The 19,141-nt window shown below is 44.5% G+C and carries 21 protein-coding genes; 19 read left to right on the forward strand and 2 right to left on the reverse strand.

Annotated elements, in window-relative coordinates:
* Positions 1-43 precede the first annotated feature (43 nt).
* The gene (locus C4S39_RS00355) at positions 44-271 is read right to left on the reverse strand and encodes a hypothetical protein (protein WP_103965075.1); all 228 of its coding nucleotides are present in this window, start codon (positions 269-271) and stop codon (positions 44-46) included.
* Positions 272-705: 434 nt separating this feature from the next.
* On the opposite strand from C4S39_RS00355, the gene cysB reads away from it, so the two are divergent.
* From cysB to C4S39_RS00435, 16 genes are all read left to right on the forward strand, one after another.
* Entirely contained in the window at positions 706-1,638 is a 933-nt protein-coding gene (cysB, locus tag C4S39_RS00360; RefSeq protein ID WP_103965076.1) for an HTH-type transcriptional regulator CysB, read from the forward strand.
* Between the two features lie 428 nt (positions 1,639-2,066).
* A complete protein-coding gene (locus C4S39_RS00365) occupies positions 2,067-2,237 on the forward strand; it encodes a Flp family type IVb pilin (protein WP_103965077.1) in 171 nt (56 codons plus the stop codon).
* Between the two features lie 124 nt (positions 2,238-2,361).
* Complete coding sequence (locus C4S39_RS00370) at positions 2,362-2,889, forward strand: A24 family peptidase (RefSeq protein WP_258039217.1); 528 nt, start codon at positions 2,362-2,364, stop codon at positions 2,887-2,889.
* Positions 2,890-2,961: 72 nt separating this feature from the next.
* Entirely contained in the window at positions 2,962-3,582 is a 621-nt protein-coding gene (locus tag C4S39_RS00375) for a methyltransferase family protein (RefSeq protein WP_103965079.1), read from the forward strand.
* Between the two features lie 238 nt (positions 3,583-3,820).
* The gene (gene cpaB, locus C4S39_RS00380) at positions 3,821-4,642 is read left to right on the forward strand and encodes a Flp pilus assembly protein CpaB (RefSeq protein WP_103965080.1); all 822 of its coding nucleotides are present in this window, start codon (positions 3,821-3,823) and stop codon (positions 4,640-4,642) included.
* On the forward strand, positions 4,639-6,315 hold the full coding sequence (locus C4S39_RS00385) for a type II and III secretion system protein family protein (protein WP_103965081.1): 1,677 nt from the start codon (positions 4,639-4,641) through the stop codon (positions 6,313-6,315). The genes cpaB and C4S39_RS00385 overlap by 4 nt, the downstream gene beginning before the upstream one ends.
* A gap of 13 nt (positions 6,316-6,328) precedes the next feature.
* Positions 6,329-6,637 (forward strand): tRNA dimethylallyltransferase, encoded by a 309-nt coding sequence (locus C4S39_RS00390; RefSeq protein ID WP_103965082.1) that lies wholly within the window; start codon positions 6,329-6,331, stop codon positions 6,635-6,637.
* Between the two features lie 67 nt (positions 6,638-6,704).
* On the forward strand, positions 6,705-7,973 hold the full coding sequence (locus C4S39_RS00395) for a pilus assembly protein TadG-related protein (RefSeq protein WP_103965275.1): 1,269 nt from the start codon (positions 6,705-6,707) through the stop codon (positions 7,971-7,973).
* Positions 7,974-7,998: 25 nt separating this feature from the next.
* Positions 7,999-8,469, forward strand: a complete 471-nt coding sequence (locus tag C4S39_RS00400; RefSeq protein WP_103965083.1) for a TadE/TadG family type IV pilus assembly protein — start codon at positions 7,999-8,001, stop codon at positions 8,467-8,469.
* Entirely contained in the window at positions 8,466-8,903 is a 438-nt protein-coding gene (locus tag C4S39_RS00405) for a TadE/TadG family type IV pilus assembly protein (RefSeq protein WP_103965084.1), read from the forward strand. The genes C4S39_RS00400 and C4S39_RS00405 overlap by 4 nt, the downstream gene beginning before the upstream one ends.
* Before the next feature lie 29 nt (positions 8,904-8,932).
* Positions 8,933-10,129: an AAA family ATPase gene (locus tag C4S39_RS00410; protein WP_103965085.1), complete on the forward strand. Its 1,197-nt coding sequence runs from the start codon at positions 8,933-8,935 to the stop codon at positions 10,127-10,129.
* Positions 10,130-10,153: 24 nt separating this feature from the next.
* A complete protein-coding gene (locus C4S39_RS00415; protein WP_103965086.1) occupies positions 10,154-11,524 on the forward strand; it encodes a CpaF family protein in 1,371 nt (456 codons plus the stop codon).
* 18 nt (positions 11,525-11,542) lie between these two features.
* Positions 11,543-12,517, forward strand: coding sequence for a type II secretion system F family protein (locus C4S39_RS00420; protein ID WP_103965087.1), 975 nt, complete (start codon positions 11,543-11,545; stop codon positions 12,515-12,517).
* A 77-nt stretch (positions 12,518-12,594) separates the two neighbouring features.
* The gene (locus tag C4S39_RS00425; protein ID WP_103965088.1) at positions 12,595-13,536 is read left to right on the forward strand and encodes a type II secretion system F family protein; all 942 of its coding nucleotides are present in this window, start codon (positions 12,595-12,597) and stop codon (positions 13,534-13,536) included.
* Positions 13,537-13,555: 19 nt separating this feature from the next.
* The gene (locus C4S39_RS00430) at positions 13,556-14,089 is read left to right on the forward strand and encodes a tetratricopeptide repeat protein (RefSeq protein WP_103965089.1); all 534 of its coding nucleotides are present in this window, start codon (positions 13,556-13,558) and stop codon (positions 14,087-14,089) included.
* Positions 14,090-14,174: 85 nt separating this feature from the next.
* Entirely contained in the window at positions 14,175-15,212 is a 1,038-nt protein-coding gene (locus C4S39_RS00435; RefSeq protein WP_103965090.1) for a LytR C-terminal domain-containing protein, read from the forward strand.
* A gap of 70 nt (positions 15,213-15,282) precedes the next feature.
* On the opposite strand, the gene C4S39_RS00440 is transcribed toward C4S39_RS00435, so the two are convergent.
* Positions 15,283-16,695, reverse strand: a complete 1,413-nt coding sequence (locus tag C4S39_RS00440; protein ID WP_258039218.1) for an ATPase — start codon at positions 16,693-16,695, stop codon at positions 15,283-15,285.
* 403 nt (positions 16,696-17,098) lie between these two features.
* On the opposite strand from C4S39_RS00440, the gene C4S39_RS00445 reads away from it, so the two are divergent.
* The 3 genes from C4S39_RS00445 (at position 17,099) to C4S39_RS00455 (ending at position 19,134) form a co-directional block, all read left to right on the forward strand.
* Positions 17,099-17,662: a c-type cytochrome gene (locus C4S39_RS00445; RefSeq protein WP_103965092.1), complete on the forward strand. Its 564-nt coding sequence runs from the start codon at positions 17,099-17,101 to the stop codon at positions 17,660-17,662.
* A gap of 51 nt (positions 17,663-17,713) precedes the next feature.
* Positions 17,714-18,142, forward strand: coding sequence for a DUF3293 domain-containing protein (locus C4S39_RS00450; protein ID WP_103965093.1), 429 nt, complete (start codon positions 17,714-17,716; stop codon positions 18,140-18,142).
* Positions 18,143-18,273: 131 nt separating this feature from the next.
* Positions 18,274-19,134: a Tim44 domain-containing protein gene (locus tag C4S39_RS00455; protein ID WP_103965094.1), complete on the forward strand. Its 861-nt coding sequence runs from the start codon at positions 18,274-18,276 to the stop codon at positions 19,132-19,134.
* Positions 19,135-19,141: the final 7 nt, after the last annotated feature.

The raw sequence follows: 19,141 nt of genomic DNA on the forward strand, positions 1-19,141 counted from the left end.
ATTTAATTTCCTCGCTCATTTGTTCAAGATGTTTACCAGGCCTTCAGGATTCCTGCGTATAGTGCTTAGACACCGGCAGCAACAATGCCGCATCCAAGGGGAATTTGGCGCCATACTTCATGATATGATCCACATCATCATCTTCATCATGCCTTAACGCCACGCCGATATAAGCGTGCTCGCCGTTTTCACCCACCACTATACCAATCCGCCCGCCGCAACCATTAAACCAACTCACTTGTTTAGGCTTATTCTCTACATTCGTACTCATCAATCAATCCTTGTTTCATTAATGGAAATTGCCGGAATTTGTCAAAAAATAAGCAACTCGCCATTCCAGATGCCTATCCCTGCCATTCAATTAAGAACAATTTCACCCACCACCAATTATTTGAATTTTTTTCAACCCTGACCGAATCGGTCAGTGATCATTCAGCATTCCAGCATCGTTGATACATGCAACCGACACAGACAGAATAGCCAATTCGTTATTCTACCAAAAACTAACGACAATAGCCGCCGCGTGCCAATAACAACCAACTGAGCAGTGTGAAAAAAGTCGATCAGAGAACCACACAGAATAGATTTAATAATTGCCTTTCAATTTACTTTTTTAGCCATTTATTATGATAACAATACATTTTTATAAATCAAAATAATATTATATTAGATGTATATAACCATTTATTATTACCAGGTGCGCCCATGAAACTTCAACAACTCCGCTATTTGTGTGAAACTGCTCGTCAGGATATGAATCTATCCAGGGCAGCCAAGAATCTGCACACTTCTCAACCGGCCATCAGCAAACAGATCCAGATGCTTGAAAACGAGCTAGGCGTCGATATTTTTTTGCGCAATGGTAAACGTATCGTACAAATAACCCCGCCCGGGCAGCTGATCATAAAAACAGCCACCAGAATGCTCCGCGATGCCGATAATCTGAAGAAAATCGCGCAGGAATTTACCAATGAAGCAGGCGGAACACTAACAATCGCAACCACGCACACTCAGGCTCGCTACGCTCTACCGGCCGTAATCAAGCGCTTTACCGCGCGATATCCAAAAGTTAGACTTATCCTGCGTCAAGGCAGTCCGATGCAAATCTCAGCCTTAGTAACTTCCGGCGAAGCGGATGTCGCAATTGCCACAGAAGCCATTGAACACTTTCAGGAGCTGGTCATGCTGCCATGTTATGAATGGAATCGATGTGTCATTGTACCCCCCAAGCATCCACTCCTGAAGATAAAAAAACTTACATTGGAAGCGATCAATCAATATCCCATCATTACTTATGACTTCGCTTTCACTGGCCGCTCAAAAATTAATCAGGCTTTTGCAAACTGTGGGCTGGAGCCTAATGTGGTATTGACGGCAATCGACTCAGACATCATTAAAACTTACGTAGAATTGGGACTGGGCGTTGGCATACTGGCCAATATGGCTTTTGATGCCAAACGTGACAAGAATCTAAGGTCTATTGATGCCAGTCACTTGTTTGAATCCAGCACAACGCGTATCGGCATAAGCCGCCATAGTTATTTGCGTGGTTATATTTTCGATTTTATCGAAATGTTTGCACCTCATTTAAATTATGCAAGCATTCAGGCCAGATTGGAAAACAGTAAAAAAACATAGCGGATTCAGAAAATTCAAATTTTGATTCGCTATCAGGCCTACTGTCATTCTAATGGATCATCATCCCTGGCAATGGAGAACATTCACGATGTTTACGATATGCGCTACGCTCTTTTAGCACGATTAGGAATCTTCATTCGGTGCAGCATACCTTCTATCGTCAGGCGCGAATTGCGCCTGTTATACACAGTACAAATATACTACTGGGAATATGTATTAATGTACTAATAGAAAAGGAGTAATTTCCTATGGATAGGTAATATTAGCTCGCCTAAAATGCACATATCGGTAGTTAAAAAAACAAGTAACTACCGTTTGTCGCAAGCAAGCTTAAATATGTACTAAAGATTCAACGAAGCTTGCCGAAACCAATGAAGTCTATTTCAACAAGTAGGCGATTGTTAACTTTAATCACAAAGGAAAAAATCATGGAAAAATTAGTACAAGGTATTAAAAATTTTTGGTATGACGAAGCAGGCGCTACTGCGGTTGAATATGGTTTGATGGTTGCGCTAATTGCGGTGGCTATTATCGGCACAGTACGGGCTCTTGGCGTAGGCTTAGATGGATTATTTGCACAGGTAACGGCTGCATTATAATCACCGTCCAATTCTATTTAGTTGTTCTTTGTTTTAAGAGACCATCCATCGCTTGCTGGGTGGTCTTTTTTAATCGTATAGATGAAAAATAGGGCTGGCTATGCATCTTCTAACGATAAATGTTTTGTTACTGTTGCTTTCTGTCGCAGCTTGGCAGGATTTTCGTAGTTACCGCATCAGCAACACGCTTGTTTTCTCAGGTGCATTACTGGGTGTCCTATTAAACACTTTCTTGCCTGTAGGGATAGGATTCACTGAATCACTAATGGGATGGGGCATCGGATTGCTACTGTTGCTGCCACTCTATCTGCTGCGCATGATGGGTGCCGGAGATGTCAAGCTCATGGCCATGGTCGGGGCATTTGTCGGGACGAATGACATCATTAGCGTATTCCTGTACACCCTGATTGCTGGCGGCATCATTGCATTGGTTGTCGCATTGCAGCGAGGAGTATTACGTAGATTGATGGATAATTTCATCTTCATGTTCTTGTCGGTATTGTCAGTCAATAAATCCAAGCCTTCAAAAGATAATCTTTCCGTGCTTGAAGAAGCTCCGGACTCTGTCGGAAAACTGCCTTACGGCATAGCAATAGCAGTGGGAACCATAACTTCCTTGGCGATTAATCACTCAACGCTAATGATTGATTAACAGAAAGACTGAAGAAATAGCAACAGAACCATTGATTAGCTTCACAAATAATCTCTTTATAGGATACTACCAATGAGTACACTCCCTATCATTCTGCAATCCAGTCGATTCAATTTATATAGCGGTGCATTACTGGCAGCATTCTTTGGTATTTTCGCTTATGCGCATTTCTTAGTGTTTCTGGATACAGGTAAATTATCACTGCTGCTGATCATTATTTCTGAAGCATTAACAACAGTTTTTTTTATTTTCCGCAGTAACCCAAAAACTGTTTCAGTGATTCCATCCGACTGGGTCGTAGCAATTATCGGTTCATTTGCACCGCTTTTTTTACGGCCAGCCGATTACGGGGTTTTGCCGCAAGCAGAAATATTGATCGCACTGGGTACAATACTGCAAATTGCCGGTCTTATCTCTCTCAATCGAAGTTTCGCCATTGTGGCCGCCAAACGTGAAATCAAAACGGGATGGATGTACCGTATGGTTCGCCATCCCCTCTATGCCAGTTATTTTTTGATATTTGGCGGTTATGTTTTAGTGCATACCACTACCATGAATCTGATTCTTTACTTAGTAACGATGAGTTTTCTTTGTTTGCGTATTTTCAGGGAAGAAAGACACCTGTCTCTTGATCCGGCATATCGCCACTATATGTTGAAGGTGCGGTACCGGATTATTCCGTATATCTTCTAAAATAAGTCTCGCCAATAAAAACCTGCCAAACGGAATTAGCCGTAAATTACCGCTCTCTTCCTGAAATAGTCCCACCGAAATACTCACTACAATCAAACCATCAAATGTAGATGGTTTGATTGAAAGTGGAAATCAAAATATTCCATAAAGTTTAGCCACGCTATTCCGTAGCTTTAAAAAGACTAAAGCTACCAATAATGTACTGAACTAATGACTAAAAGATTTTAGGAATGCAAATATGAAAAATACCCGAGCGCTTTTGATGATTCTGGTTTCACTGTTACTTGGATTGGTGGCTGTAGCGGTTGCAGGTAAATGGATCCATGAGAAGACACGTGTTGATGCATCAACGGTATTTGTCGCGATGCGCGATATTGATGCCGGCACACGACTGGCCCACGATATGCTGAAGAAAACAGATTGGCCAAGTGGCAGCATTCCCATCGGTGCATTTCAAGAAATTGAACTGCTGGAAAACCGTGTACTTAAAACGCATCTGGTGGCCGGAGAACCCGTTCTGGAATCCAAATTGGCCCCAATTGGCACCTCAGGCGGCCTATCGGGGGTGATTGCAGAAGGCAAGCGGGCTATTACAGTGCGAGTGAATGATGTCATTGGCGTAGCCGGTTTCGCATTACCTGGCAACCTGGTGGATATTCTGGTCAGCGCCAAGGATGAAAACCAGAAACCATTCTCGAAGCTGGTGCTGGAACAGATTCTAGTACTTGCCATCGCACAAGATGTCGGTCGTGATGATACCAAGCCTAAGGTAGTCACAGCCGTGACGTTAGAGGTATCTCCTGAGCAAGCCGAAACCCTGGATCTTGCCCGCAGTATCGGCACACTTTCTTTGGCACTGCGCAATCAGGTCGATGGCCATCCTACCGATACACAGGGAAGACGCATTTCTGATCTACTCAAGCAACCCGCGCCAACCACGACAGCACCGGCCGAGCAGAAAACTGTTTATCGTTCCAGAGAACCGCAGTATGAATCTATTGCGATTATCCGTGGATTGAATAAAACCGAAACCAAATTGACAGAAGGAAAAGGCAAATGAAGCGACTGTTCATCAACAACTTTCTGATAGCGACCATCAAGAGTTATTCTCGTATTCTTCTGCCTGTTGGCTTGGCTTCATTAATGATTCTGCAATCACCTGCACATGCTCAGACAACGATACTCGCTAAATCCATTCCGTCTCTCGCGGAACAAAAAATGTTGCCCGAGCATTATCTATCGCAAACGGGTGCTGCCAAAATGAATGTCACATTGGGCAAATCAACATTGCTGAAATTACCCAACGCCATTAAACGGATATCGGTGGGTAGTCCCAGCGTGGCTGATGTCATGTTAATCAATCCGCAGGAAGTTTATATCCTGGGCAAGATTGTCGGCATGACTAATATTACGCTATGGACAAGAGACGGCAAGACAACCGTTATTGACGTCACCGTGCTCATGGATGTAACGGCATTAAAGCATCAATTGCAGGCAATTATGCCCGACGAGAAAGATATTCAAATCACTGCAGCAGGTGATTCACTTATTGTGTCAGGCATGGTATCGAATACATTAAAAGCTGACCGGATTATCGCGCTGGCTGATGCCTTTGTTCGTACTTCGGTACTTAATATGATGATGAATCTTCAAAGTAACCAACCCGATGCTGACGGACAAGCAGGCGGTGGTGGTGGGCAAGGGGGAATGCAGGCGATGCAAATGCTGCGGCAAGGTTCGCAAAATGAAGCAAATTCTCCGGGTGCAGGTTCTGGTCTCGGTAATTTTAAAGTGATTAATTTACTAGGGGTTCGTGATCACCAGCAAGTCATGCTGGAGGTAAAAGTTGCTGAAGTGAACCGAACCGAAGCCGAGAAACTGGGTTTTGATTTTCAAGGTGCGATGAGAAAAACCGGAAGCGCCTGGACTCAGGTGATGGCAGGTTTAATCGGAGGCAGCCCGGCAAGCTTACTGCTAGGGAAGAATCTACCTACTTCAACCCTTTTAGGCGGTGCAAGCGAGGGAGGCTCTTTCTTAATTGATGCTGAGAAAACGGATAACGTCATAAAAGTCCTTGCTGAGCCGAATATTGTTGCGATTAGCGGTCAGGAAGCCAGTTTTCTGGTGGGGGGCGAAATCATGATTCCTGTCACTTCAGGCGTGGGGGGTGCTGTCAGGCTGCAATCCAAGCAGTTTGGCGTCGGATTAATTTTCCTGCCTACAGTTTTGGAAGAAGGCCGGATCAATTTAAGAGTCAACCCGGAAGTCTCTGAGTTGGTATCATTTCAGCAAGTTGCTTCGACGGGCTTGGGTGCCATTGTGGCAGTGCCGACTTTCAAGACGCGCCGTATTTCAACGACTGTTCAACTGCGCGATGGCCAATCACTGGCGATCGGTGGATTATTACAGGACAACTTCAAAGAACAAATCAAACGCTTCCCGATGCTGGGAGAAGTGCCGGTGCTGGGTGCCCTATTCAGCAGCAGTAATTATCTGATGGATAAAACCGAGTTGATGATTATCGTCACGCCACGTCTGGTACAACCATTGCAGCCGGATCATGCCATACCAACCGATGCATTTATACGGCCAGGACGCGGAGAGCTCCTAATTCAAGGAAGACTGGAACGGGAAACTGATCCGTCAGACAACAGGGATGCACCACAGTATATGATTGAGCAACCTAAAGGTCCGTCAGGTGCTGCTGAGCCCAGTGGATTTCAAATGAAATAAGGAGGAGATTATTATGAACAAATTTTCTATCAAAGTAACTTTATGTTTGCCAATCATGATGCTGGTATTAACTGCTTGTGTCGCATCTCCCCCGAAGCGGATGGATGCCAGATTCGGTAATGCTTTTGGCATGGCAAAGGCGCAGCAAACCGTGAATCCTGATGCATCGCTGAACACAGCACCGGTTAGAGGAATTGATGGTCAAGCCGGCGATGCCATATTCGATAATTACCGGGAATCCTATGCTACTCCCAAACCACCGGCTCGTGGTGCGCTGGATGTAGGAACCAGTGGCGGTAGCAGCGGCAGCGGCATGCAGTAATAATTTACAAGTTATCTATCGGCATTGAAATTGGCAGTCACCATCAGAAGGATTGGTTATGCGCAGCATGAATACTCCTAGCTTAGGAAAAAGATATCAAGGTAATCTAAACATCGAAAAAGAGCGCGGTGTCGTCGCTATTATGGTGGCGTTATCTATGGCGGTGTTGATTGGTTTTGTCGGGCTTGCACTGGATCTGGGTAAACTTTTCGTGACCAAATCAGAATTGCAGAACAGTGCGGATGCCTGTGCATTGGCGGCTGCACGGGAATTGACAGGTGCCAGCACGAATCAATTGACGCTTGCCGAAGCAGCGGGCATAACGGCAGGAATCAGCAACAATGTTCAATTTCAGAATGATCCCGTTACTGTCAATGCCGATGATGTCACTTTCAGTGAAACGCTCAACGGCACTTATCTGACCAAAGACGCAGTGGCGAATGTGCTGACAATGAGATTTGCACGCTGCACTGTCCAGCGCACAGGTATTGCCAATTGGTTTGTACAGGTGCTGGGTATTGGTGACCAGCAGGTCAGTGCAACGGCCGTGGCCAGCCTTGTTCCCGGCCAGACAACTTGTGCGGTTCCTGCCGGGGTTTGTCAAGCGGATATAGCAGCAGCGGTACCGGGCACTTGGATACAAGGCGTGCTCGGACCCAGTGGTGATCTGACGGGTGGATTCAAATGGATCGACTACTCTCCACCCGGTGGGGGGGCATCTGAACTAAGCGATTTATTGACAGGAACAGGATCCTGCAATCTTCCAGCAGTTGGAAGTATTGTGGGACAAGGTGGCGTGATTTCTTCCTTGTCAAGAGCCTGGAATAGCCGTTTTGGTATTTACCGGAATCCTGTTGAAGATACGCCAGGGCAGCCGGGATTTGCAGTGCCCGATAAAACAGGTTTTGCTTATACGGAAGTCACATGGCCCAGTCAATTCAATGCATTTAGTGACTTTGCAACACATAGAGGAAATCCTCCGGCTGCCTATCAAGGTGATGGCGCTACTGGTTTAAATGCTCAAGGTGGTGGAGCTGTAACTGTGGATCCAACATTTCTCCAGCAGCATGGAGCGGATCGCAGACTGGCTACTGTGGCTGTAGTAGATTGTGACGTACTGAACGCTGGTGGACCCACTGCGCCCGTATTATCCTGGGCATGTATATTGATGCTGCACCCTATCAATTTTAATTCGGGTGGCAGTGGCACTGGAGCAGACCGAATGTATGTTGAATATCTAGGGCAATCGAATGATCCACTGAGTCCTTGCGCATCATCGGGCGCTGTTGGTGGCCCAGGCAGTGTAGGGCCATTGGTGCCGGCCTTAGTGCAGTGAGTTTACGAACGTTATGGCTATCCTTATGAATAAAAGAAATATTCAATTAAACCCAAGAACCATGCGTGGTTCCGTAGCGGTTGAGCTGGCATTGCTTTTAATTCCATTGATTGTATTAGCTCTGGGTGTTGCGGAATTTGGCCGTGCGATGTATCAATATAATACTGTGGTTAAAACAGTCCGTGATGCTGCCCGCCTACTATCCCAGCATAGCCCAAGCGATACTGCCAACTATCCAGAAACAGAAGCGCGATGCCTGGTTGTGCATGGTTCAGCGGACTGTTCGGGGTCGGCGCTTTTGCCCGGATTAACTATAGGCATGGTGGGAATTGCATCATCCACGACGACCACTGGAGCAGGCGCCAGCATCAATCTGGTGACGGTCACTGTGACAGGCTACACTTTTAACTTTGTCTTCAATCCATTGGTTTTCTTCGGCAGCAGCATGACTACCCTACCGTTTGATCCTATCCAAACTACCATGAGGCAGCTATGAGACGAATCCATTTAGCGGCTAGTCAATTTTCACAGCGGGGTGTTGCGGCTGTAGAGTTTGCCATCATTGCCGTAATACTGTTCACATTGTTATTCGGCATCATGGAATTTGGCCGCGTACTGTTCATGATGAATGCTACGACAGAAGCAACTCGTTTGGGCGCTCGTTTGGCAGTAGTTTGTGATCAGAATGATACCGTCATCACCACGAAAATGGTGAATTTAGCAGGCTTCTTAAATCCGGGTAATATTAATGTTACATACAGCCCGGGTGGGTGTGATCCAATTTCGTGCCGCTATGTAACAGTTAGCGTGACTGGGTTAACTGTGCAGTCACTTGTTCCGTTAATACCTATCAATTTTCAGATGCCTGGTTTCTCAACGACGTTGCCGCGCGAGAGTATGTCGAGTCTTAACAATCCGGTATGCACTTAGAACCTATTGAAAATTAGAGGAAAATAAAAGTGATTATTGCTGCTATCTCACAGAAACAACAAATTCTGGAAAGTATTCGTCAATTTTTGTCTGAATTTGATATATCACATCCATCCTTCCACGGTTCGGATCAGGAAAATACACATAAGATATTAACTATCAATGGTGGGATACAACAAGTAACCGCGGTTGCTGAACAAGAACATCCTGACCTGTTGTTATTGGAAAGTTCAGATGCTATGGAGAGTGAACTACAGGTACTGGGAAATGTAACCGCGCGATTCCCGAGTTTGGGCGTCATCTTGTTATGTCCGATCCAGTCTCCTGAACGATTGTTGGAAGTCATGCGCGTAGGCGTTCGAGAAGCGCTTCCAACGCCACTGACCCGCGAATCACTACTGGGTGCAATTAATCGTTTTCAGCACAGAATCAAACAGGCAGGTATGCCTGTCAGGAGTGGAAAGGTTTTGGCGTTTATTCCCTGTAAAGGAGGAAGCGGGGCTACATTCTTAGCCACTAATCTGGCTTATACGCTGGCAGCACAGAACAACCAACGAGTCGCCTTAATTGACTTTAATCTTCAGTTGGGAGATGCCTCACTTTTTCTGAGCGATAGCAAATCTCCCGCATCGATTGCTGATGTCACTCGACAAATTCACCGGCTGGATGGGTCATTCCTGGCTTCCAGCATGATTCAGATTTTACCTAATTTGGGTATTTTAGCAGCACCGGATGAACCGGAAAAAGCAACGGAAATAAAACCCGAACATGTTAATCCCCTGCTTCAGGTTGCGATCAAGAATTATGATTTTGTCATTCTTGATATCGGTCGACGTATGGATGCCATATCAATCCAGGCACTCGACAAAGCCGAGATGATTTTCCCAGTGTTGCAGCAGACTTTGCCATTTATCCGCGATGCCAAGCGCCTGATCGATGCATTCCATTCATTAGGCTACCACAAGGAAAAGTTGCGGCTTATTGTCAACCGTTATGACAAAAAAAGCGAGATTACGCTGGATGATATTCAGAATACACTTAAGAATCAGGTTTTTAAATCTATTCCCAACAACTTCTCCGTAGTCGATGAATCGGTGAACCACGGCGTGCCAGTCTTCAAACTTGCTCAGCGCAGTCCAATCTCCAGAGCAATTGAAGAGATCAGCAATGAATTGAGTCTGAATACTGAACAACAAGAACGCTGGTTTAAAAGACTATTCTCTTAACAATTATTTTATGGATTATTAATCATGTCTATACGGGATCGCTTACAACGCTGGGGAGAGAATAATACAAATGTGCCTGAACAGGTACTGATTATGGAAGATAGCATTACGCAGCTCGAGAAAAGTTCGTATCATGAGCTTAAATCCAAGATACATCAAAAACTACTCGACCGCGTTGATCTATCCGTGATGGAGAGGTTACCTTCAGATCGTTTGATGAACGAGATCAAGGATCTTGTAGAACAATTACTGAATGAAGAGAAAATACCGATTAATCTGGCAGAAAGAGGCGGTTTGGTCTCCGATATTCAGCATGAAATTCTTGGTTTGGGGCCATTAGAGCCTTTACTGGCTGATCCAACAATTTCCGATATTCTGGTTAATACTTATAATCAGGTTTATGTCGAACGCCGCGGTAGACTGGAACTAACAGATGCCCACTTTGCCGATAACCGTCATTTGATGAGAATTATAGACCGCATCGTATCCAGAATTGGGCGCCGCGTCGATGAATCCAGTCCGATGGTTGATGCCCGCTTATCAGACGGTTCCCGTGTCAATGCCATTATTCCGCCATTGGCTTTGGACGGGCCGTTATTATCTATCCGGCGCTTTCCGGCAGCTCCTCTTAAGATGGACGATCTGGTTCGCTATAAATCACTGACACCGTCAATGGCCGAAGTAATCGCAGGGCTTGTTAAAAGTAAGTGCAATATTCTCATTTCCGGTGGAACTGGTAGTGGCAAAACGACGTTGCTTAATATTATGTCCGGTTTTATTCCAGCATCTGAGAGGGTTGTGACTATCGAAGATGCGGCGGAACTGCAGCTACAACAACCCCATGTTGTGCGGCTTGAAACACGCCCTCCAAATGTTGAAGGTAAGGGTGAAGTAGCACAACGCGCATTAGTCCGCAATAGCCTGCGCATGCGGCCGGATCGAGTCATAATCGGTGAAGTGCGCGGCCCTGAAGCCATGGATATGTTGCAAGCCATGAATACAGGTCACGAAGGCTCTATGGCCACAGTGCACGCGAATACACCCAGAGATGCATTGAGTCGGATTGAAAATATGGTCAGCATGGCTGAAATGAATCTTCCTGCTAAAGCTGTACGACAGCAGATCAGCTCTGCAATCTGGGTCGTTGTTCAAGTTTCCCGTATGACAGATGGAAAACGCAAGCTAATCAGCATTCAGGAAATTACCGGTATGGAAGGCGACATTATTACCATGCAGGAGATTTTTACTTATAGCCAGACAGGTGTAGATGAAAATGGAGTTATCCAGGGACACTTTCATGCGACCGGGATTCGACCCAAATTTGCTGAACGCTTGAAGGTATTCGGCATTCCTCTACGAGACGAATTGTTTGATCCGGGTAAAATCTTTCAATAACGAGGTTGTTTGCAGAAAATGGACTATTCTTATTATTTGTTTATAGCCTTGGTATTTGTGGCGATTGTGCTATTTCTGGAAGGACTGTACTTAACATGGAATGCCTATAAAGGGCCAGAAGCAGTTCGTATCGAGAAACGGCTACAAACTATCTCTGCGGGTTGGCAGGACGCTACCGAGCGAAACCTGATTAAACAGCGGTTATTAAGTGATTCTCCAGCCTTAGAGCGCCTGTTGTTACAAATCCCGCGAATTCATAGTCTAGACCGGCTATTGATTCAGTCAGGCATGGAACTCAGTGTAACAGGCTTTCTGGGCTATACCTGCATAGCCGCACTGGGTGGCATGGCCATTGCGTTACTGTTGAATTTGCATTTCTTAATACTATTGCTGTGTGCCATAGTAGCCGGGTTATTTCCTGTTTTATTGGTACTGAGTGCACGACATAAACGTTTGCTAAAAATTGAAGAACAATTGCCGGATGCCATGGATTTAATGGCGCGTGCATTGAAGGCTGGCCATGCCTTCTCCGGGGCGCTGCAAATGGTTTCCAGTGAAGGCGCGGAACCCATTGCAGGTGAATTCAGTACAACATTTGAAGAAGTCAATTATGGTATTTCGATGCAGGAAGCACTCATGAATCTCAGTACACGTGTACCCAGCACTGACCTGCGCTATCTTGTCATTGCAGTGCTTATTCAACGTGAAAGCGGTGGCAATCTGGCAGAGTTACTTGAAAGTATCAGCAGCCTGATCCGGGCGCGCCTCAAATTATTAGGGACTATTCGTGTTCTGTCAGCAGAAGGACGTTTGTCAGCCTGGATTCTAGGCTGTTTGCCATTTGCAATAGCATTTTTAGTCCATCTGATTAATCCAGGATACTTGAATTTATTGTTTACAGATCCGTTAGGACACTTACTTCTCGGTGGTTCCTTAACGATGATGGTGATCGGAATTTTTGCCATGTGGCGGATTATTAAAATCCGGGTATGAGCCGATAGAAAACCTGATAGTGAATTCAGCCTGCATTAATCGCAGTACCTTGTAATATAATTTGGAGTAAATAAATCATGACCATGATTCAAATAGCTTATCTAGTCATCGTTTTTATTGCCGTAGCTGGCGGGGTATTTGGATTGATGCGATTGCTGACATCTAATCCGACACAATCGCGACTGGATCAAATTGCATCCGAACATGCTGAAACATTTTTAAATGAATCCAGTCAATGGGAGCAGGCTACCAATAAGCTCACAAGCCCATTTGCCACACTTTCCCTGCCAAGTGAAGGCTGGGAAAACTCTGTATTACGCATTCGTTTTATGCATGCAGGTTACCGCACACAGTCAATACCCTTCTTTTATTTTGGAGGAAAAACATTATTGGCCTTAATCCTGCCAGGTATTTTCTTTCTTTATGTGGGTGTCAGCCGTTTGGAGATAAATACTGATGTCTCTTTATTTTTTTTCCTTATATTAGCTGCGGCGGGTTACTACCTGCCTAATTTAGCCTTGGCACATATCATTAAGCTACGTCAGCGCGACTTGTTTGAGAACTTTCCTGATGCTATTGATCTCATGACGGTTTGTGTTGAGGCAGGATTAGGACTAGATGCAGCAATGAAAAAGGTCGGGGAAGAGATGCATGTGAAGTGCAAACCATTGGCGGAAGAGCTTCATTTGGTCAATCTGGAAATGCGCGCAGGCAGAAGCCGCGAACAAGCATTGCGAAATCTGGCACTGCGCACCGGGGTTGAAGAAATAGAAGGGCTGGTTGCCATGTTGATACAAGCGGATCGTTTTGGCACCAGTATTGCATCTTCTCTACGTATTCACTCCGATATGCTGCGTACCAAACGCCGCCTGCGTGCGGAAGAGGCAGCAGCCAAAATAGCGCTCAAGCTTCTTTTTCCACTCATTTTCTTTATTTTCCCGTCATTATTTGTGGTCATAATTGGTCCAGCAGCTATCATTATTCATCGAGTTCTGTTACCGACGATGGCTGGAGGTTAATTAAAGGAGCTATGAAATTATGTACAAACTAAAACAATCACTGCTGATCATTGGCTGCCTGCTGATATTGGGAGGGTGCGCCACTTCGCAGCAAAAGAATAATAATGAAACTGATTCATTATCCAAGTCGGAAGATTCACGTTTGGTGGAAGCCAAGCAGTTATATCAATTGGGTCGCGAATACTATCAGAAAAAGGAATACGCTGAAGCAATCAATGTCTATGAAAAATCTATTGAGCTAATGCCTGAGAATTACGACGCTTACAATAATTTGGGAGTAATCTATTCGATCCTGGGAGAAGATGAGCTTGCGCTCCACTTTATCAAAGAAGCCATTCGACTGGCGCCTACATTATCCTATTTACACAACAATCTTGGTTATTCGTTGTTAAAACAAGGATACAACAGTGAAGCAGCCGGTGCATTCGAACGTGCGTTGCAACTCGATCCTGAAAATTCACATGCACGCAATAACCTGCGATCAGCATATAAGCGAATGGGATGCACCCCAAATGAACCTTGTGGACAATGGCAAGAACCCAAACAACCCTAGTTTTAGATTTAGAACAGTCCAGGTTTGATGAGCATCAGGCAGCTATTCTAGAAACATAATCACAGAAAGTACAGGAGAACATACTATGTTCAAGATAAAACGACTTAGTTGGATAGTAGGCTGTGCACTTGCTTTAAATGGATGTGCTTTTATGCAAAAAGATACATCAATGGCAGATATTGAAATCAAACCTGTGATGAATATAAAGCATGCAAATGGCAGTCCAAAAATCATGTATTTATTAGGACGATACTATCAGGGCAAGATAGATTACCAAAAAGCAATTGCTGCCTATGAAAGAGCGCTGGAAGAAAAGCCTGATTATGTTGAAGTGCATAATGGTTTGGGCGTTATTTATTCCATACAAGGCCGACATGAACTATCACTGCAACACTTCCGCACGGCGATTGAATACGCGCCGGTGGAAACCTATTTGTATAACAACCTTGGTTATGCCTATCTGATTCAGGGCAATACAGCTGAAGCCGTTAAATCACTCGAGAAAGCAGTATTGTTGGACCCTGACAATAAAAGGGCACAACTTAATTTGGCAGTTGCGCAAGAAAGAATCAATCTGGGTGATAAAGCAGCTGCATTGCAGACAGACTCGATTGACCCGTTGCCTCTTGTCATGCAAGAAGTTTCCAACACTAACGTCAATGAGGTAAATGATAAGGCTGAGTCCCTGGCCACATCCGTGCCATATCGCGCAGATGATCAGGTTTCTCATCATAATGACTCTAAATCAGTGGATAGCACATACCTCCGATTAGAAATTTCGAATGGTAATGGCATTACAGGCATGGCAAAGCAGGTATCAGTTTTTTTTCAACAACACGGCGTTGCAAAAGCAAGGTTAACAAATCACCAGACATACAAACATTATCAAACCGAAATTTATTATCGCTCAGGAAATTATGATCAAGCTTATCAGATCAATAAAATGTTACCCATACAAGTCAAGTTGGTTGAAAGTAACGAATTGCGAAGCGATATACAAATAAAAATTCTATTAGGGCAGGATTTCTCCCGTGAAGCTGCTTATTTTAATAAAAAAGAACTAATGCAAGTCAGCCAAAATGCTAAAAAATCCTTAAAAATCCTTAACCAGTCGATAAATTAGTAAATTGACCTTCAATTACTGCATGGGGGTTCGCATGCGCAGGCAAATCCCCATGCAGTGGGGTACCAATTCACAATTCTATAAAATAGTTGGTTGCTGCCATATCGATGGTTACAGCAGTAAATGTCGGCAACTGCTTTAAGTACCTTGAGAAATCAACAATTTGATCGATAATATCGCGCGGATGACTACCCGTCAGCGCTCGTCCAGTTTTTCGATAATATGTATCTATAAGGTAATCTGCCGCATCTTCCTTAAATTCGATACCTTGTATCACACAAACACGTCGCAAAATCTCCTTATACTCACCTTCAGTTGAATGAGGCATCTTTATTTTATGACGGATACGGCGTAAAAAAGCTTCATCAACCAAATCCGCAGGATGCAGATTGGTACAAAAGATGTTAACTTGATCAAAAGGTATCTCAAATTTCATACCAGTATGCAATGATAGAAAATCTGTACCCCGCTCCAGAGGAACAATCCAGCGATTGAGCATCTCACGCGGAGTCACTCTCTGGCGGCCAAAATCATCCAGAATGAACACGCCATTCGCGGCCTTCATCTGTACTGGCGCTTCATAAAACTTGCTATGAATATCCAAATGCAAATCGAGCATTTCGGTAGTAAATTCCGCACCGACCATTACAACGGGACGGCGGCATTTTTTCCAACGCGGATCGTGTTTCAGATTGACGTTTATATCCAGTTGCATTTCTTCTCTGGTTTTTTCTGTAATTTCAAAATGTATTGCAGGATCAAATACGCGAATTATTTGACCGCCCACCTCGATAGCTTGCGGTATAAAAACATGGTCAGGTAATGCGCGCCCTAATGCTTCTGCAATACTTGATTTTCCTGTTCCCGGCGGACCATATAGAAAAATTGCGCGTCCTGAGCTGAAAGCAGGACCTAACTGGTTAAGTAATTTTTCACTAATAACCATATGACTCAGTGACTCTTGTATCCATTTACTATCTATCCGAATCTGCTGAACATGTTGCTGAGCAAGGATGCGCGTATAATCTTTCAGAGGAACCGGAGCAGCGCTGGCATAAAGACTAATATTCAAAGCCGCCTCTGCTCTTTCGCGGCCTCGCTGCGTTAATTCAAAAACTTGAGTTTCTCGCCCATAACCGGCTGCTGAACGAATAGCAATCAAATGATCTGCCTGAAGTAATTCAATGATCTCATTTATAACACTAAATGGAAGGCATAATTTATTATTGATTTGACACAAGGTAAAAGTGCCTGCTTCTTGATATGCGATTTTCAATAATAGATCACTAAGAAAAGCTTCGCTCAGTCCAGTATTACTTATTTTCAATGGTATTGGTGGAATAGGATGCAATATTTTCTTTACTTGCTCAGAAGTAAGAAAACCTAATGAAACGAGACTATCTTCTAGTTTCCCACTACTCTGCTTTTGGTTGATTCTTGCTTGAACCAATTGCGCATCAGAAATAAGACCTTCTTTAATCAATAATCTGCCAATAGAATTCGCCATAACGTACCTTCTTTCTTAAAATTAAAAGTAATTAACCAGATCTACCCTAACTAATTGAGTTCTTTATCTTGTTCCAGAACCTAAGTTCAGGTTAACGACTAATTATTATTTTTCTTCATACAAAGTAAGAGTCCACTTTTGCAAACAACGCTTAGCCCACGTGGCTACGCATACCACCATCCTTGCGCTACCATGCATTTTAGGAAACTTCAGACTCCTTGAAAATCAGCGTACATCAAACAGGCAGTTTATTGATTACCTACCTCTCTGAAAACATAAATTGATTCGCATGGTAATTAAAAGTACTATGAGATAGTTGATAACTAAAGCTGTTTAATATTATTGAAATCGGTACCAGATCATTTAATGAGGTGAAACAATGAAAACAATCCTGAGTCTGTTATTGGTATCATTTGTCATAGGCATCATCGCTCTTGGATCAGGGGCTTACAATATGGCCGCGACAGAAAAACACTGGCAAATCACCGAAAAAATCATTGAATGGGTACGTGACAGCTCCATTAAAGCACGCGCCGAAGACTTGACAGTACCCTCACTGGAAGACACAGAATTACTCGCGCAAGGCGCGGAACACTATCATGCCATGTGCACCATCTGCCATCTGACACCCGGCATGAAACCGACAGAACTCTCGGCAGGTCTATACCCTCAGGCCCCCATATTCCATCAACGCGAAATCATCACTGATGAAACAAAGCGAATGGAGCACGCCAAAGCGTATTTTTGGGTGATAAAGAATGGCCTGAAAATGACTGCTATGCCAGCATGGGGGCTGAGTCATGATGATCAGGCGATTTGGGGAATGGTTGCTTTTATCTTCAAATTAAGCCATATGACACCGGAGCAATATGAAAATCTCATCAGCTCAACCCAAGGTCATGCACATGGCGGCGAAGACAACGGCCATGGACACAGTCATTGACTTGACAAGCCCGCCAAGCAGAAAAGCCCAGCTTATCATTGCCGGGTAACTGTGGTTTTATCGGTTATCACAAGCAACCTCATCGCAAGTTACCGTCGCACTCATTATCGAGTGGGTGCCGGTTGCAATTCAATCTTCTTATGCATTGATCAATATTCGGAATCACTGGCAAAATTTTTAGCGGCATCAAAGCAATCATGCGCGGCAATTGTCAGCGCATACAACCCTTACAGTCAGCTTGCCAGTAATGAAGAAAATCTAGAGGCGCACGAACAACTCAGAAATTTGTTGCAGCATCGCCCCTATCCAATCATTGAAAGCCTGAATATAGATCCAACCGGCCAATGGCCGCCTGAAGAAAGCCTCTTTGTTCCCGGATTGGATCTTAATACCGGCCGGTCGATCGGGCAGCAATTTAATCAAAATGCCATTGCATGGATTGATAATGAAGCAATTCCCCGTCTGATATTGTTACGCTAGAAAGTATGGCTCAGCGCTTTTTGCAACAGAAGAAACGCATTCAAAATCCGTATCGCTAAAAATTCAATGTAGCTGGCAGCATAAACCCGATGCTATACTCGGAGCTTTAAAACACAGTTTGGAAGATCATTATGAAAAAAACACTTACCTTTCTAACTCTGGCTATCTTCAGTTTTGGCTTACTTGCTTTTGATGCAGAAGCAAGACGCATGGGCGGCGGTAAGAATCTAGGCACTCAACGTCAATCGGTCAATCAGCAGCAAGCTGCACCCAAGCCACAGCAAGCACCAGCTGCGGCACCCGCTGCCGCAGCTGGTGGCAGTAAATGGGGTGGCGCATTAGCCGGCCTGGCTGCCGGTGGCTTACTGGCTGCACTTTTTATGGGAGGCGCGTTTGAAAACATCAATATGATGGATATCGTAACCATGCTGTTACTCATAGGCGCTGTATTTTTCATCATCCGCATGCTGCGTAAACCCAAGGTTGAACAATCGCCCTCCATGCAATATTCGGGCATAAATACAAATACACGCGAAAACTTCAATACCCCTGCATTCACGCCGCCCGCTGGAACCGCAATCGCGGACAGTCAAACCGCTTATCGGCAACCCAATATTCCCGCAGACTTTAAAGTGGAGCCCTTTTTACGCCATGCAAAAGCTTCGTTTATGCGCCTGCAGGCCGCTCACGATCATGGCGACATTAATGAAATTCGTGACTACACAACATCGGAGATGCTGGCAGAGATTAGCGCACAAATTAATGCACGGGGTGATGCGCAACAAACAACCGAAATCATGTTCATTGATGCTAATTTACTGGAAGTTGAAACAACCGGTGACCTGGCTATCGCAAGTGTCCGCTTTACCGGTCAATTAAAAGATTTACCTGATGGAGAACCGGAAGCATTTGATGAGATCTGGCATGTGCAGAAAGATCTGAAGGATCCCAATGCAACCTGGTTATTGGCCGGTATTCAACAAGCCTCTTAGTTTTCCA

Source organism: Nitrosomonas ureae (assembly GCF_900108305.1).
Taxonomy (GTDB): Bacteria; Pseudomonadota; Gammaproteobacteria; order Burkholderiales; family Nitrosomonadaceae; genus Nitrosomonas; species Nitrosomonas ureae_B.